A 13,043-nucleotide genomic window follows, 5' to 3' on the forward strand; every position below is an offset into this window, starting at 1 on the left:
TTCCCTGATAAATCGGTCCCACAGGATCGTGCGCCATTTCAAAAAGGAACCCGTACATGCAACAACTGATCGACAAACGCGCTGTCATCACGGGCGCAGGCAGCGGAATTGGTGCAGCCATTGCCCGTGCCTATGCACTCGAAGGCGCAATACTGGTGCTGGGTGATCGTGATCCGCTAAGCCTGGCGCAAGTCGCCCAGGAGTGCCGACAACTGGGTGCGCAGGTGCGCGAGTGCGTGGCCGATGTGGGCAGCGTCGAAGGCGCGCAAGCCAGTGTCGATGCCTGCGTCGAGCATTTTGGGGGCATCGACATTCTGGTCAATAACGCTGGCATGCTCACTCAGGCGCGCTGTGTCGATTTGAGCATCGACATGTGGAACGACATGTTGCGTGTAGACCTGACCAGTGTCTTCGTGGCGAGTCAGCGGGCACTGCCGCACATGCTGGGTCAAGGGTGGGGGCGCATCATCAACGTCGCTTCGCAGCTGGGTATAAAGGGCGGCGCTGAACTCACTCATTACGCTGCGGCCAAGGCTGGAGTGTTAGGTTTTACCAAATCGCTGGCGCTGGAAGTGGCCAAGGACAACGTGCTGGTTAACGCAATTGCCCCTGGCCCGATTGAAACGCCATTGGTGTCGGGCATCAGCAGCGCCTGGAAAACGGCCAAGGCTGCCGAGTTACCGCTGGGGCGCTTCGGTCTACCGGCAGAGGTCGCGCCGGTAGCGGTGCTTCTGGCCAGTGAGCCGGGAGGCAATCTGTTTGTCGGTCAGACATTGGGGCCGAACTCTGGCGATGTGATGCCGTAGTCAGTCAATGAGGATCACCTGATGTGTGGATTGTGTGGCCTGCTGGGCGAAGACGTGCATTGGAGCGACCCGTTGGGTGGTGAGTTGCCCCGACGTCGTGAGCGCTTGCGGCGTATCGCGGCGATCAACAGAGTGGTAGCGCCGTTTCGCCTCAGGGTTGAAGACTTTCAGGGTTCGTCGTACCTGTTGCTCGGTGCCACCGGCAAGCAGGCACTGGCGTCGGGCCTCGATCAACTGTGGGAGAAGGCCGAATTACTGATTGGTCGCCAGCTGGACCCGCTTGACCCCGTCGTGCTGGATCATTTGCAGAGGTCATCATGAGCATCGCGTTGAACGTTATCACCGGCTTCCTCGGCAGCGGCAAGACGACCTTGCTCAAACGACTGCTGCAGGACGAAAACCTCGGTGATACCGCGTTGCTGATCAATGAGTTCGGCGACGTGGGGATCGATCATCTGCTGGTCGAGGAGGTCGCGCCGGACACCGTATTGCTGCCGAGTGGCTGTGTCTGTTGCTCCATTCGCGGCGAACTGAAGGAAGCGCTGCTGGGCCTGCTTGCCCGACGCGCAAGAGGTGAGATCCCGCCGTTTCGCCGGGTGATTCTGGAAACCACAGGCCTTGCTGACCCGGCCCCGATCCTCGCGACCCTGAGCAACGATCCGCAACTGCGCGGGCGTTTTCATGTGGGCCTGATCGTGACCCTGGTAGACGCCTGTCACGCCACTTTGCAGGAACGTTTGCACCCGGAGTGGCTGGCGCAAGTCGCGGCGGCGGATCGTTTGTTGCTGAGCAAGACGGATGTGGTGGATGAGCCATCGCTGACTGAGTTGCGAACACATCTACAGGCCCTGAATTTCTCCGCGCTCATGATGGATACCGCGCAGGTCCACAGCGGCGATCAGTTATTACTGGGCGAAGGCGTGCGCGATGCAGAGCCTGCTCAGGAGGTGGCGCGCTGGAAGCTCCATCAAGTGCAATCCAGAGCGTCACGGCATGGTGATGCGCAAGTGTGCTGCCTGAGGTTCGAGCAGCCGCTGGACTGGGTCGGTTTCGGGGTCTGGCTGTCGATGATGTTAAGATGCCATGGCGAACGAATCCTTCGAGTCAAGGGACTTCTCAACGTGAATGCCAGCCAGGCGCCTATCGTGATTCATGGTGTGCAGCATTGCCTGCATGCACCCGTGCACCTGTCGGCCTGGCCGGGGGACGATCACAGTTCGCGACTGGTGTTCATTCTGCGCGGTCTTGACCCTGAGCGGTTGCGTCGTTCGTTTGATGTGTTTGCCCGCAGCTTCGCTCCGGCCATCAGCGAGACGACGGCATGACCATTACGCTACGCGTCCTGGGTACATCGGTTACCTTGCTTGAATCTATCCGTGAGCGTGCCGAGCAGGAACTGGGTATTCGCATGGTGTACCAGATGCATGACGTGCAGACCGCGCAACGCATCGCGGTGATGCAGCCCGAGAGTTACGACCTCTACGATCAATGGTTTCACAACGTCGACTTTGTGTGGCCGGCGCGTGCCATCCAGCCCATCGATACCCGGCGCATCGCTCTCTGGCATGAGATCAATGACTTGCCCAAGCGCGGCCGGTTGCGGCCTGCTGACCGGCTCGGCAGTGGCAGCGTCCCCAGCGAGCGGCTGTTCGTGCAGCATGACGGCACGCTGGGCAGTACGGTGAGCGAGCGGATCAGTATGCTGCCGCTAACGCACAATGCCGACAGTTTTGCCTATCGCCCGGAACGCGTGCCCGCCGGGCTGGACAGTGCCCATGAAAGCTGGGGCTGGCTGCTTGATCCGGCGTGGGCTGGACGTATTGCCCTGCAAAGCGATGCGGCCATTGGTGCGCTGGACGCAGCACTGGCAGTACAGGGCGCAGGACTGGCGCAGTTCAAAGACATCGGCAACATGAGTATCGAGGAAATCGACATGCTCGCCGATGTCCTGGTGCGTAAACAACAGGGAGGGCATTTCGGCGCGTTCTGGTCAGATGATGAAGAGGCCGCAGAGTTGATGCTTAGCCCGACTATCGATATTCAAAGCCTGTGGTCGCCGACTCTGGTGCGGCTGCATCGCGCTGGCGTGAAATATCGCGTGGCGGTACCCCGTGAAGGCTATCGCGGCTGGTTTGGCGGCTTGTCGTTGTCGCGACATGCCAAGGGACCTGTACTCGATGCTGCCTATGCGTATCTCAACTGGTGGCTGTCCGGCTGGCCGGGGGCAATCATGGCGCGCCAGGGTTATTACATCGGCAATCCGGCACGCAGCCGCGACCACCTGAGCGCGGCAGAATGGGATTACTGGTACGCCGGCTTGCCAGCCCGTGAGCAACTGCTCGGTAGCGACGGCCTGCCCCTGATCGATGCCGGAGAGGTACGTGATGGCGGCTCATATGAGCAGCGCATGAGCCATATTGCAGTGTGGAACTCGGTGATGGATGAGCACAATTATCTGGTCAGACGCTGGAGCGATATTTTACGGGCGGGGAACAAGGCTGGCGTTAAGTTGCGGTAGCTAAAGGGGTCTCGATTCTTTACTCGAACGAAGTTCTTGGAGGCCGAGCCTGCTCGCAATAAGGACAATGCTGTCTACCCGTTAAATCACCGCGCCTGATTCGCGGGCAAGCCTTGCTCCAACAGAATCACCACATGCCTCTGTATCAGCGGCCCCGGTGCCACTGACACCGCGCTGTCTATTAGTAAACCGGGTCTGTAGGAGCGCGCTTGCCCGCGATTACGTCAGCACAGACGATATATTTATCGTCCGACAGACCGAATCGCGGGCAAGCGCGCTCATACAGATCAAAATCGTTATAAATCAGGTGTTTGCATATTTTTTTGACAAGGGCCGGGCTTGCCCGCGAAGAACGATAACGTGGTCCAACTGCCAAACCTCTGTGGGATTACGCCGGGCAACACTTTCAGGCAAGGTCGAAAATCTGACACAAAAAAAGGCGGCTATCTTTCGATAGCCACCTTTTTCATTACCTCAGCGAACCATCAATCCGGCAGTTTGAACGCCATCACGTAGTCGCCTTGCTTAGTACCCAGCGAGCCATGGCCGCCAGCGACGACGAGCACGTATTGCTTGCCGTCCTTGCCGGTGTAGGTCATCGGCGTGGTTTGCGCGCCTGCTGGCAGGCGGCCTTCCCACAGTTGCTTGCCGTTACGAACATCGTAAGCGCGCAGGTACTGGTCAAGCGTGCCGCTGAGGAAGGCAACGCCACCGGCTGTGGTGAACGTGCCGCCCAGGCTTGGAACGCCCATGCTCAATGGGATCGGAACCGGCGAGCTGTCACGCACGGTGCCGTTTTTGTGTTTCCAGATGGTCTGATGGTTGGTCAGATCCACTGCCGCCACATAACCCCACGCGGGTGCCTGGCAAGGCAGACCCATCGGCGACAGCAACGCTTCGAGGATCACGCCGTATGGCGCGCCTTTGTTTGGCTGCACACCTTCGGTTTCGCTCTTGCGGCCAGGACCGCCTTCAACTTCTGCCGCAGGCACAAGCTTGGAACGGAACGCCATGTAGCTCGGGTTGACGAAGGCGATCTGCCGCACCGGGTCAACCGAAATGCCGCCCCAGTCGAACACACCGAAATTACCTGGGTAAACAATCGAGCCTTGCAGCGACGGCGGGGTGAACGGGCCATCGTAACGCAGGGATTTGAAGTCGATCCGGCACAGCGCCTGATCGAACGGCGTCACGCCCCACATGTCGCGCTCCTTGAGCGGTGGCGGCATGAAGTTCAGGTCTGATTTAGGTTGAGTTGGCGAAGTGTGATCGCCCGCTACCGCACCGCCTGGGACCGGTACTTCATTAATCGGTACGATCGGTTTGCCAGTGCTGCGATCCAGCACGTAGATGCTGCCTTGCTTGGTCGAAACCAGCACGGCTGGCTTGATGCCGTCAGCGGTTTTCATGTCCATCAGCGTCGGCTGGCCACCGACATCCATGTCCCAGAGGTCATGGTGAGTGAGCTGCATGCTCCAGCGGACTTTGCCTGAAGCGATGTCCAGGGCCACGATGCTGGCGCTGTATTTCTCCGACTCTTCAGTACGGTCACCGCCCCACTGATCCGGGGTCTGGTTACCCATTGGCAGGTAGAGCATGCCGAGTTTTTCATCGACGGCGAACATGGACCACATGTTGGGCGAGTTACGAGTGTAGGACTTGCCCTCAGCAAGCGGAGTCGTATCGTCCGGGTTGCCGCTGTCCCAGTTCCACACCAGACGGCCTGTGTGAACGTCATACGCACGGATCACGCCCGAAGGCTCGTCGGTGGAAACGTTGTCGGTCACGTGGCCGCCGATCACTACAAGGTCCTTGGTCACAGCAGGTGGTGACGTGGAGTAGTAACCGCCTGCGGCGAACGTGCCGATGTTGGCGCTCAGGTCGACAGCGCCTTTGTTGCCGAAGTCTTCACAGACTTTGCCGGTGTCGGCGTTCAGCGCGATCAGACGGGTGTCAGCAGTCGGCAGGAAGATGCGACGCGGGCAAGCATTGCTCCCGGCGGAAGCGACAGCGGGTGTTGCAGGGCTTTGCGCAGGGGCTGCCGCATAGGCCGCGTCATCGTGGTACGACACACCACGGCAGGTCATGTGTGCCCAGCCTTTGAAGTTGGCAGCATTCTGGGTGCTGATCTTCGGATCGTAGCGCCAGATTTCCTTGCCTGTGTCCGGGTCAAGCGCAATCACCTGGCTATGCGGCGTACAGACGTACAGCATGCCGTTGACTTTGAGTGGCGTGTTCTCGGCCGTGGTTTCGCCCGGATCGTTCGGGCCGGGAATATCGCCCGTGCGATAAGTCCAGGCAGGCACCAGCTTACTGGCGTTATCCGGAGTGATCTGCGCCAGTGGCGAGTAACGGTCACCAAAAGCGGTGCGACCGTAGGACTGCCAGTCGCCGTCAGGCATGGCGGGTGCGGCGCTGGTTGTCCCTGCGGTGTCGCGATTCAACTCGCCTTTGAGTTCACCTGGGTTGGTGAACTGGCTTGCCAATGCTGTGAGGCCGGCCAGTACCACGGCAACTGCCAATGCGCCGACGCCTTTACCGCCAGGCTGACCCCGCAGGACCGGGCGGCGGAACCATGGCAGCAACATCACGATGCCGAGGGCAAACCACAGTGCCAGACGCGGCACGAGTTGCCACCAGTCCAGACCCACTTCCCACAATGCCCAGACGGTGCTGGCAAACAGAATCAGCGCGTACAAGCCGAACGCCGCGCGGCGTCCGGTGACAAGCAAAACACCTGTCACCGCGAAGCCGATGCCTGCCAGTACGTAATACGGCGAACCGTCTACTTGTAGCAGCTGGACGCCTAAGGCCAACAGGGCAAGCCCCATCAGCAGTATCACCAGCCCGAGCAATGTCGGCAGCAGGCGATTTTTACTCAAAGCACCGTCAGTGCTCATAGTGTGAATCTCCAAGGACAGATTTAAGTGATGAAGCTTTGTTATTCGCGCAGGACTCGTTGAAGAAATTCCTGCAATACTTTGAAACTAGTTGTTGAGACGAACTAATGACAGCAGAAATCAGCCGTCGGTCAGAACGATGACTGAATTTTCAGGCCTGCCACCAACGCATCGTCCACTTTGTCGACGCCACCGGGATGGCGAATGAACTGCAGATTCGGCCGTACTGTCAGCCAGTTGGTCAGGTGTACGCCGTAATACAGCTCGGCGTTGTATTCGGTGTCCTGCAACGGCGTGAAGGCTGGATCGTTGTAGTCGTTGACCGCTGCCGCCTGATTGCGTGCATTCGCATCCTTGCGGTAGGCCGGATTGACGTGGATGCGTGAGACTGCAAAACCGATATCGTCTTTGGGGCGGGCATCAAACGGGCCTTTATAGAACGCACCAACGGCGACGTAGTTGTCGACCAGGTTGGTTTTCTTGTCGTGCATCGTGCCGTTGGCGAAGATGCTCAAGCCGCGACTTTGATCGTCGTCCCGACTAGTCACCTGCTGCAGCAGGTTCAACCACATGCCGTGTTTGCTCGAAGCACTGCGATAAGTGCCGTCGGTGAGCGCTGCCGACTGGCCATTGCTGCTTTTGTAAACGTCCTGGCTGTCGGCGGTGCTGTAGTAGTAACCGGCGCGATACTCGCCTGGCAGACCGTTCACCTTGGGCGACCAAACCAGTTCAACCGGCAGGACCGCCCCTTGTGTGCCACTGCCGCTCAGCTTGAAGCCGTTGTCGTTTTCCAGGTTCGAAGGGTTCTGCTCGAATGCGCCGATCTGGGCGAAAAATTCCGGAGCGATCTGGTACTTGATGCGCATCGCCCACTGGCTTACCGGCCAGTTATAGACGGTGCCGCCGTCCCAGTTACCGACTTGAGAGCCGCACAGTGAGAGGTTCTGGAAGTCGCAGGGAAAGCTGCCGAAATCCTCGCCCTGATTGAATCGGCCGAGCTTGACGCTCAAGGCCTGATCAAAGAATTTTTGCTGGTACCACAGCTGTGTCAGGCGGGTAACGCTGCCACGGCCCCAGACTTCCTGGGACGAAGACAGCGTACCTGTGCGCGGGTCACTGACGCGGTCGTTGCTGATGTTGTCGCCATTGCGGTTGGTCACGGTCAACTGAAACTCGGCATCCTGCCAGCCGAGGATCTTCTGCAGATCGAGATGCGCGCCCAGAGCGTATTGATCGCTGTAGCGGAACGCGTTGTCGTGGCTGTAACCACCGTGCAGGTTGGAACCCATCTCTGCGGTGTAATCGAGTTTGAAGTCATAGCCTTGCTGTGACAGCTCGGTACGTTTGCCTGCCCAGTCGCCCAGCATCCAGGGCGATTCACTGTCGAATGCGGGTGCAGCCTGAGCGCAACTGGCCAGACCGGCAACGGCAAGTCCACAGAGCCTTACGGCGATGCTCAAGTTTGAAGGGAAGGGCAGGGCAAAAGCCAAAAAACGTCTCGGGTTGGCGGACATGGGTATCGTTCTTTTGAGTTATTCAGAAAGGCATGCGGCGCTATGCCGCGGCTTTGCAACGTATTTAGAGGTTGCAAAATCGGTTCAGCTGGCAGGTTGTAATGATAGGGGGCTATCGAGTTTGTAAAAAGCAACAAAACTGACATGGATCATTGCGGGGATTGCAACAGTGGGGATGGATATCTGTTGGAGCGAGGCTTGCCTGGTTCTTATTGTGGGCAGAGCTTGCTCGCGATAAGGCTGAACGCGATTCGCTTCAGATTGCTGTGTTCTTATCGCGAGCAAGCTCTGCTCCCATAGGGGAGCGCTTTACATCTGTTTGCGATCGGGGGGGGCGCTCTACTTGCTGCATTTTCGCCTACCGCCGGTCCTGCAAGGTCAACTGCGGGATTTATCAAAACGTCGTCCGCAACCCCACTTCGACACTGCGCCCAGGCGCGGGAGCGATGTCGCGCAGGATTGAGCTGGCATAGCGCACGGTCTGGTTGGTCAGGTTTTCGCCGTTGACGAACGCCAGCCACTGGCTGCTGCCCAGATCAAATTTGTACCCGGCGCTGGCACCCAATGTGGTGTAGCCATCGGTGCCGGTTTCATTATCCGGAACACGACGCTGTGAGCTGGCGTGTTCTACATCGATCCGCGCCTGCCACTTGTTAAGCTCCCACAACAGACCACTGTTCAAACGTAACGGAGCAATACGCGGCAAGGCTTCGCCGGTATCGAGATTCTTTGCACGGGTGTAATCACCGGAAAGCTCCAGCGTGAGGCTCCCGTACTGATTCTGTCCCAGCTTCCACTGGTCCTGTGCTTCGAAGCCACTGAACCGGGCACGAACACCCGAATAGTTGTATTCCGGAATTCCGTTCGCGTCCTGCACTCCGTCGTCATCCAGCGTACGACCGGTGCCCAGCAAGCCGATGTAGTTGGAGAAGTGGCTGTAGAACACGCCGACGCTGCCTTTATGGGTTCCGTTATCGAAGCGCAGGGCCAGGTCGCTGGACACTGCTTTTTCCTTGGACAGACCCGCATCGCCGCGTTCGTAAGTGCCAGTAGCAACGTGCGCGCCGTTGGCATATAGCTCATAGAAGGTGGGTGCACGTTCTGTATAACCCAAGGTTGCGGCCAGCGACCAGATGGGTGTCAGGGTGTAGGTGGCACCGGACGACAGGCTGCCAGCAGTGAAGCTGCTCGAACTATCCGCACTGGAAAAGCGCTCGTTACCTTTGGCATCGGGGTCGACGGTAGTGTGTTCGACACGGCCGCCGAGGCTCAATTTCAAACGTTCAGTAGCCTGCAGTTCTTCGAGAATGAATAGCGCGCCCGCGTCAGTATCGGTCTGCGGCACGAACGCTTCTTCTCCCAGTGCAGAGAATTCGCCACGGGTAACTTGCGCGCCGACCACGCCTTCAAGCGGGCCAATCGGCTGATGACGCGCTTCCACCCGGGCCTCATAACCCTTATTCTTGAAGGTAGTGCCAACTTCTCCGCCTTCTATTTCGCGGTGCTCATAATCGGTGTAGCCCGCGTCCATTTTTATCGAAGTGAAAGGCCCCGACAGATTGCGAATCTCTGAAGCGAACGCGTAATGCTCCTGCTGCATGCGGATGCGTACGTCTTCTTCCGCTGGCGACCCGTAGTTGGAGTCATAGTTGCTATAGGACAGGCCCGCGTAGCCATCGTCCCAAGTGTAGGAGCCGCCCACTGCTCCACCGTCCTGGCGACCATCACTGTTGCTCAAACGATGTTTCTTGTCAGTGCCTTCCTCTGCAGCGCGTTGCTCGCTGGTGCGGGCATAACTCGGGATGCGCAGGTCGTTGAACTCGCGAGCATTGGCGTCAATGTGCAAAGCGAACTGGCCATTTCCTGCTTCCAGCTTCCCCGCGCTGCTACGGGTAGTGTCGGCGCCGCCGTAGCGCAGTTCACCGGCGCCATGAATACCCTCGATGGCCTCGGTCGGGATGCGGTTGTCGAACGTGTTGACCACGCCACCGATGGCGCTGCCGCCATATAACAAAGCGGCCGGACCGCGAACAATCTCGATGCGCTCGACGTTAACCGGGTCCAGCGGGACCGCATGGTCGTAAGACAGCGACGAGGCATCCAGTGCGCCGACACCATTGCGCAGGATGCGAATCCGGTCGCCGTCCAGTCCGCGAATAATCGGCCTGCTGGCGCCGGGCCCAAAATAGGAAGACGAAACCCCCGGCTGCTTGTTCAGTGTTTCGCCCAGGCTGCCTTTTTGTTGCAACGTCAGATCGTCGCCTTCAAGAACCGTTGCTGGTGATGCCAATTGGTCGCTGCCCAGCGGGTTTGCGGTAATCACTTGGGGTTGTAGATCCACGGTGTTCGCTGCGTGCGCCGTTGAGGCGAGCAGCATGGCGGCTGCCAATGGCGTGAGGTGCCAGAGCAAATATTTGGGAGACATGCGAAGTTCCTTGGCAGGCGGGTGCATTCTGAGGCACCCGGCGAAGCGTTGAGATGGATAACTGTTGTTACAATATAACATCTCTTTATGGCCTCAAAGAGGAACTTTTCGGATGTTTCCTACAGTTGAGATAGGCGATAGCTGACTGCCAGACCAAACTCTTCGCACGCTAAGCTCTTCCCGCTGTCTGAAGGCTCGGCTAAGGTGCGCAGCTTCCGGGAAGTGCCCCCATCCATTGAGCCTGAAGGTTTTGCATGAATACACCCCACTCCAACCCTTTGCACGGCGTAACGCTGGAACAGATCCTCAACGCACTGGTTGAGCATTACGAGTGGTCAGGCCTGGCTGAGCGCATTGATATTCGCTGCTTCAAGAGCGACCCAAGCATCAAGTCCAGCCTGACGTTTCTGCGCAAGACGCCTTGGGCCAGGGAGAAGGTCGAGGCGTTGTACGTAAAGTTGCACCGCAGCAAAGGCTGGTAATTTCGCCCGGTTCCAAGGCTGGGCTCCAAGGAAAAACGATGTACTTCCAATACATGAAAAGTGCGCAAGGACAGCGCTGTTACACGATGATTGCCGCCTGCCTCGGGTGGTCAGGACTGGCCATTCAGCTTTACCTTGTTTTCATTGCACGCTGGGCCGATGACGCCAGTCTGATAGGTGGGCTGGTGCGGTTTTTCAGCTTTTTTACCGTGTGGAGCAACACGCTGGTAGCGGTGGTACTGACCTGCGCGCTGACCGCCAGAACCTCGGCCGCGCATCGCTTCTTCCAGCATCCGGTCGTGTGCGGCGGGATTGCAGCCAGCATTGTTTTGGTCGGACTCGCCTACAACATATTGCTGCGCCATCTCTGGCACCCGGAAGGTTGGCAGTTTGTGGCTGACGAGTTACTGCACGACGTCATGCCGTTGGCTTTTCTGCTGTATTGGTGGCTGTACGTACCCAAGGGACTGTTGCGGCTTGAGCATGTGTTGCTGTGGATTCTCTACCCGGTGATCTACTTTTCGTACGTGCTGCTGCGTGGCAGCTCGATTGGCGACTACATGTACCCATTCATCAACGTCGGCAATATTGGCTATGTGCAGGCGTTTACCAATGCGGGTGGAGTGCTGATCGGTTTTATCGTGATTTCGCTGGTGCTGCTTGGTGTGGACAGGTTACGCGCCAGACGCTGAATTTGTAGGAGCTGCCCCGGTGTCTATTGCACCGAACAGTCTCGCGGCAAACACAGGACCTGTAGGAGCTGCCGAAGGCTGCGATCGCGGTTTATCAGTAGAAATGCTTCGCAGCCTTCGGCAGCTCCTACAGAAAAAGCATTCCAAATCAGATAGCAGTAGTTTGTCTGATGAAAGCTACTTGTTCATCAACCCTCGTCACTCCCATCCAGCCGCCAGTACCCCGCAGCCTTGACGAACTCTTCCTCCAGCCCGAACTCACCGAGCAGTACCCGGCGCAGTTTGCGCGACAGCAGCGATTCGGTTGCGATCCAGGCGTACAGCTTGCCTTCAGGCATTTCCAGGCGGCGGGTGACGTCCACCAGATCCTGTTCGCCACGCACGATCCAGATCACGTCGACCTGTGCTTTGCTGTCAAAAACCTGCTGCTCACCCGAGTCTGCAACTTCAACGACGACCAGCGCACTGCGATTGGCTGGCAACTCCTCAAGACGCCGGGCAATAGCGGGCAGGGCGGTTTCATCGCCGATGAGCAGATAACTGTCGAAGATATCCGGCACTATCATCGAACCCCGCGGCCCGGCGATATTCAGAAACTGCCCCGGTTGGGCCTGTGCCGCCCAGGTCGCCGCAGGGCCTTCGCCATGCAATACGAAATCGATATCCAGTTCACCACTGACCGCGTCGTAGCGGCGCGGGGTGTAGTCACGCATGACGGGTTTTGGCCCGTCGCTTGGGGCGCCCGGAATGAAGTTATCCAGCGCGGCCTGTTCTTCGGGGGTGGTGGCGAAAATCAATTTCACATGGTCATCGGGTCCCAGGCTGATGAAGCCGTTCAGGTCTGGACCATGCAAGGTAATCCGGCGCATTTTGGGTGTAATGTCCGTCACTCGCAGCACTTCAAGCTTGCGGCGTTTGATCTCATGGCTGACACGATGAATGGATTGCTGTGAATTCATACCGGCTTCTCCGAGGTGACGTGGGGGCCATCGACGATGGCTTTGGCGGTGTTGTTGAGCAGGTCGCGAACCCGGAGGATTTCTTCGAGGCTCCAGCGACCGTGGTGCAGTTGCAAGGCGTGGCGCAGGTTATGCACGGCCTCATGGATTTCCGCAGGACGATCATGACCGCGCAATGAGCGCTTGCTGACGTCTATACGCATCCTTACGCCATCCAGAGCGACTTTCTGCTCGGCCAATGAGGCACGACCTGCGTCAGTGACGGCATAGTGTTTTTTGCCACCTTGAGCGTCGCCTTCAATCAGCTCACTTTCTTCAAGGAAGGTCAGGGTCGGATAGATCACCCCTGGGCTTGGGCTGTAGGCACCGTCAAACATGCCTTCGATCTGGCGGATCAGGTCGTAGCCATGGCAGGGCTGCTCGGCAATCAACGCAAGCAGCAGTAATTTCAGATCGCCCGGGGCGAACACCCGAGGTCCGCGGCCGCCACGTTCCCGCCCAGGCCTTTTTTCAAAACCGTCTCGCCCATCGCCGTGCTCGCGGTGAGGCGGACGATGGTCGTTGTCGTGAGGGTCATCACGCATTTCTTCATCTCCTGTTACACGTTAGATATACCTTAAGATATATCTTAATAATTATGCAAAGGGATAAAGACGAACGGTTCTCGTTTGCGGTTTTGAGAAAATTTATCGAAATGGTTGTAGCTCACGAGCAACGTGTGGCGCGGTGTTGTCGGTCTGACGCCTT

11 protein-coding genes are annotated in these 13,043 nt (G+C 58.1%); 6 read left to right on the top strand and 5 right to left on the bottom strand.

What is annotated here, in order from left to right; all coding sequences use genetic code 11:
• Positions 1-56: 56 nt before the first annotated feature.
• The 4 genes from KDX30_RS17825 to KDX30_RS17840 are packed head-to-tail and all read left to right on the top strand — an operon-like array spanning position 57 to position 3,324.
• Positions 57-806 (top strand): SDR family NAD(P)-dependent oxidoreductase, encoded by a 750-nt coding sequence (locus KDX30_RS17825; RefSeq protein ID WP_231677073.1) that lies wholly within the window; start codon positions 57-59, stop codon positions 804-806.
• Positions 807-827: 21 nt separating this feature from the next.
• Positions 828-1,127, top strand: a complete 300-nt coding sequence (locus KDX30_RS17830) for a hypothetical protein (protein ID WP_027899796.1) — start codon at positions 828-830, stop codon at positions 1,125-1,127.
• Entirely contained in the window at positions 1,124-2,131 is a 1,008-nt protein-coding gene (locus KDX30_RS17835) for a CobW family GTP-binding protein (RefSeq protein ID WP_231677074.1), read from the top strand. The genes KDX30_RS17830 and KDX30_RS17835 overlap by 4 nt, the downstream gene beginning before the upstream one ends.
• On the top strand, positions 2,128-3,324 hold the full coding sequence (locus KDX30_RS17840) for an ABC transporter substrate-binding protein (RefSeq protein WP_231677075.1): 1,197 nt from the start codon (positions 2,128-2,130) through the stop codon (positions 3,322-3,324). The genes KDX30_RS17835 and KDX30_RS17840 overlap by 4 nt, the downstream gene beginning before the upstream one ends.
• 485 nt (positions 3,325-3,809) lie before the next feature.
• Here the strand turns inward: KDX30_RS17840 and KDX30_RS17845 are convergent, their stop codons facing one another.
• The 3 genes from KDX30_RS17845 to KDX30_RS17855 all read right to left on the bottom strand — a co-directional run bounded on the left by KDX30_RS17845 (position 3,810) and on the right by KDX30_RS17855 (position 10,163).
• Positions 3,810-6,224 carry a glucose/quinate/shikimate family membrane-bound PQQ-dependent dehydrogenase gene (locus KDX30_RS17845; RefSeq protein ID WP_231677076.1) on the bottom strand — a complete coding sequence of 805 codons (2,415 nt, stop codon included), beginning with the start codon at positions 6,222-6,224 and terminating at the stop codon, positions 3,810-3,812.
• A gap of 131 nt (positions 6,225-6,355) precedes the next feature.
• Positions 6,356-7,738, bottom strand: coding sequence for a carbohydrate porin (locus tag KDX30_RS17850; RefSeq protein WP_231677077.1), 1,383 nt, complete (start codon positions 7,736-7,738; stop codon positions 6,356-6,358).
• 394 nt (positions 7,739-8,132) lie between these two features.
• The gene (locus KDX30_RS17855; RefSeq protein ID WP_231677078.1) at positions 8,133-10,163 is read right to left on the bottom strand and encodes a TonB-dependent receptor; all 2,031 of its coding nucleotides are present in this window, start codon (positions 10,161-10,163) and stop codon (positions 8,133-8,135) included.
• 254 nt (positions 10,164-10,417) lie between these two features.
• On the opposite strand from KDX30_RS17855, the gene KDX30_RS17860 reads away from it, so the two are divergent.
• Positions 10,418-10,645: a VF530 family protein gene (locus KDX30_RS17860; protein WP_027899801.1), complete on the top strand. Its 228-nt coding sequence runs from the start codon at positions 10,418-10,420 to the stop codon at positions 10,643-10,645.
• 38 nt (positions 10,646-10,683) lie between these two features.
• Positions 10,684-11,337 carry a Pr6Pr family membrane protein gene (locus tag KDX30_RS17865; RefSeq protein WP_231677079.1) on the top strand — a complete coding sequence of 218 codons (654 nt, stop codon included), beginning with the start codon at positions 10,684-10,686 and terminating at the stop codon, positions 11,335-11,337.
• Positions 11,338-11,525: 188 nt separating this feature from the next.
• Here KDX30_RS17865 and KDX30_RS17870 read toward each other — a convergent pair whose 3' ends face one another.
• Positions 11,526-12,296 (bottom strand): siderophore-interacting protein, encoded by a 771-nt coding sequence (locus KDX30_RS17870; RefSeq protein WP_122707978.1) that lies wholly within the window; start codon positions 12,294-12,296, stop codon positions 11,526-11,528.
• A complete protein-coding gene (locus KDX30_RS17875; RefSeq protein WP_231677080.1) occupies positions 12,293-12,880 on the bottom strand; it encodes a PadR family transcriptional regulator in 588 nt (195 codons plus the stop codon). Before KDX30_RS17875 ends, KDX30_RS17870 begins: the two co-directional genes overlap by 4 nt.
• Between the last annotated feature and the right edge of the window lie 163 nt (positions 12,881-13,043).

It is taken from the genome of Pseudomonas quasicaspiana (genome assembly GCF_021147825.1).
GTDB classification, from domain to species: domain Bacteria; phylum Pseudomonadota; class Gammaproteobacteria; order Pseudomonadales; family Pseudomonadaceae; genus Aquipseudomonas; species Aquipseudomonas quasicaspiana.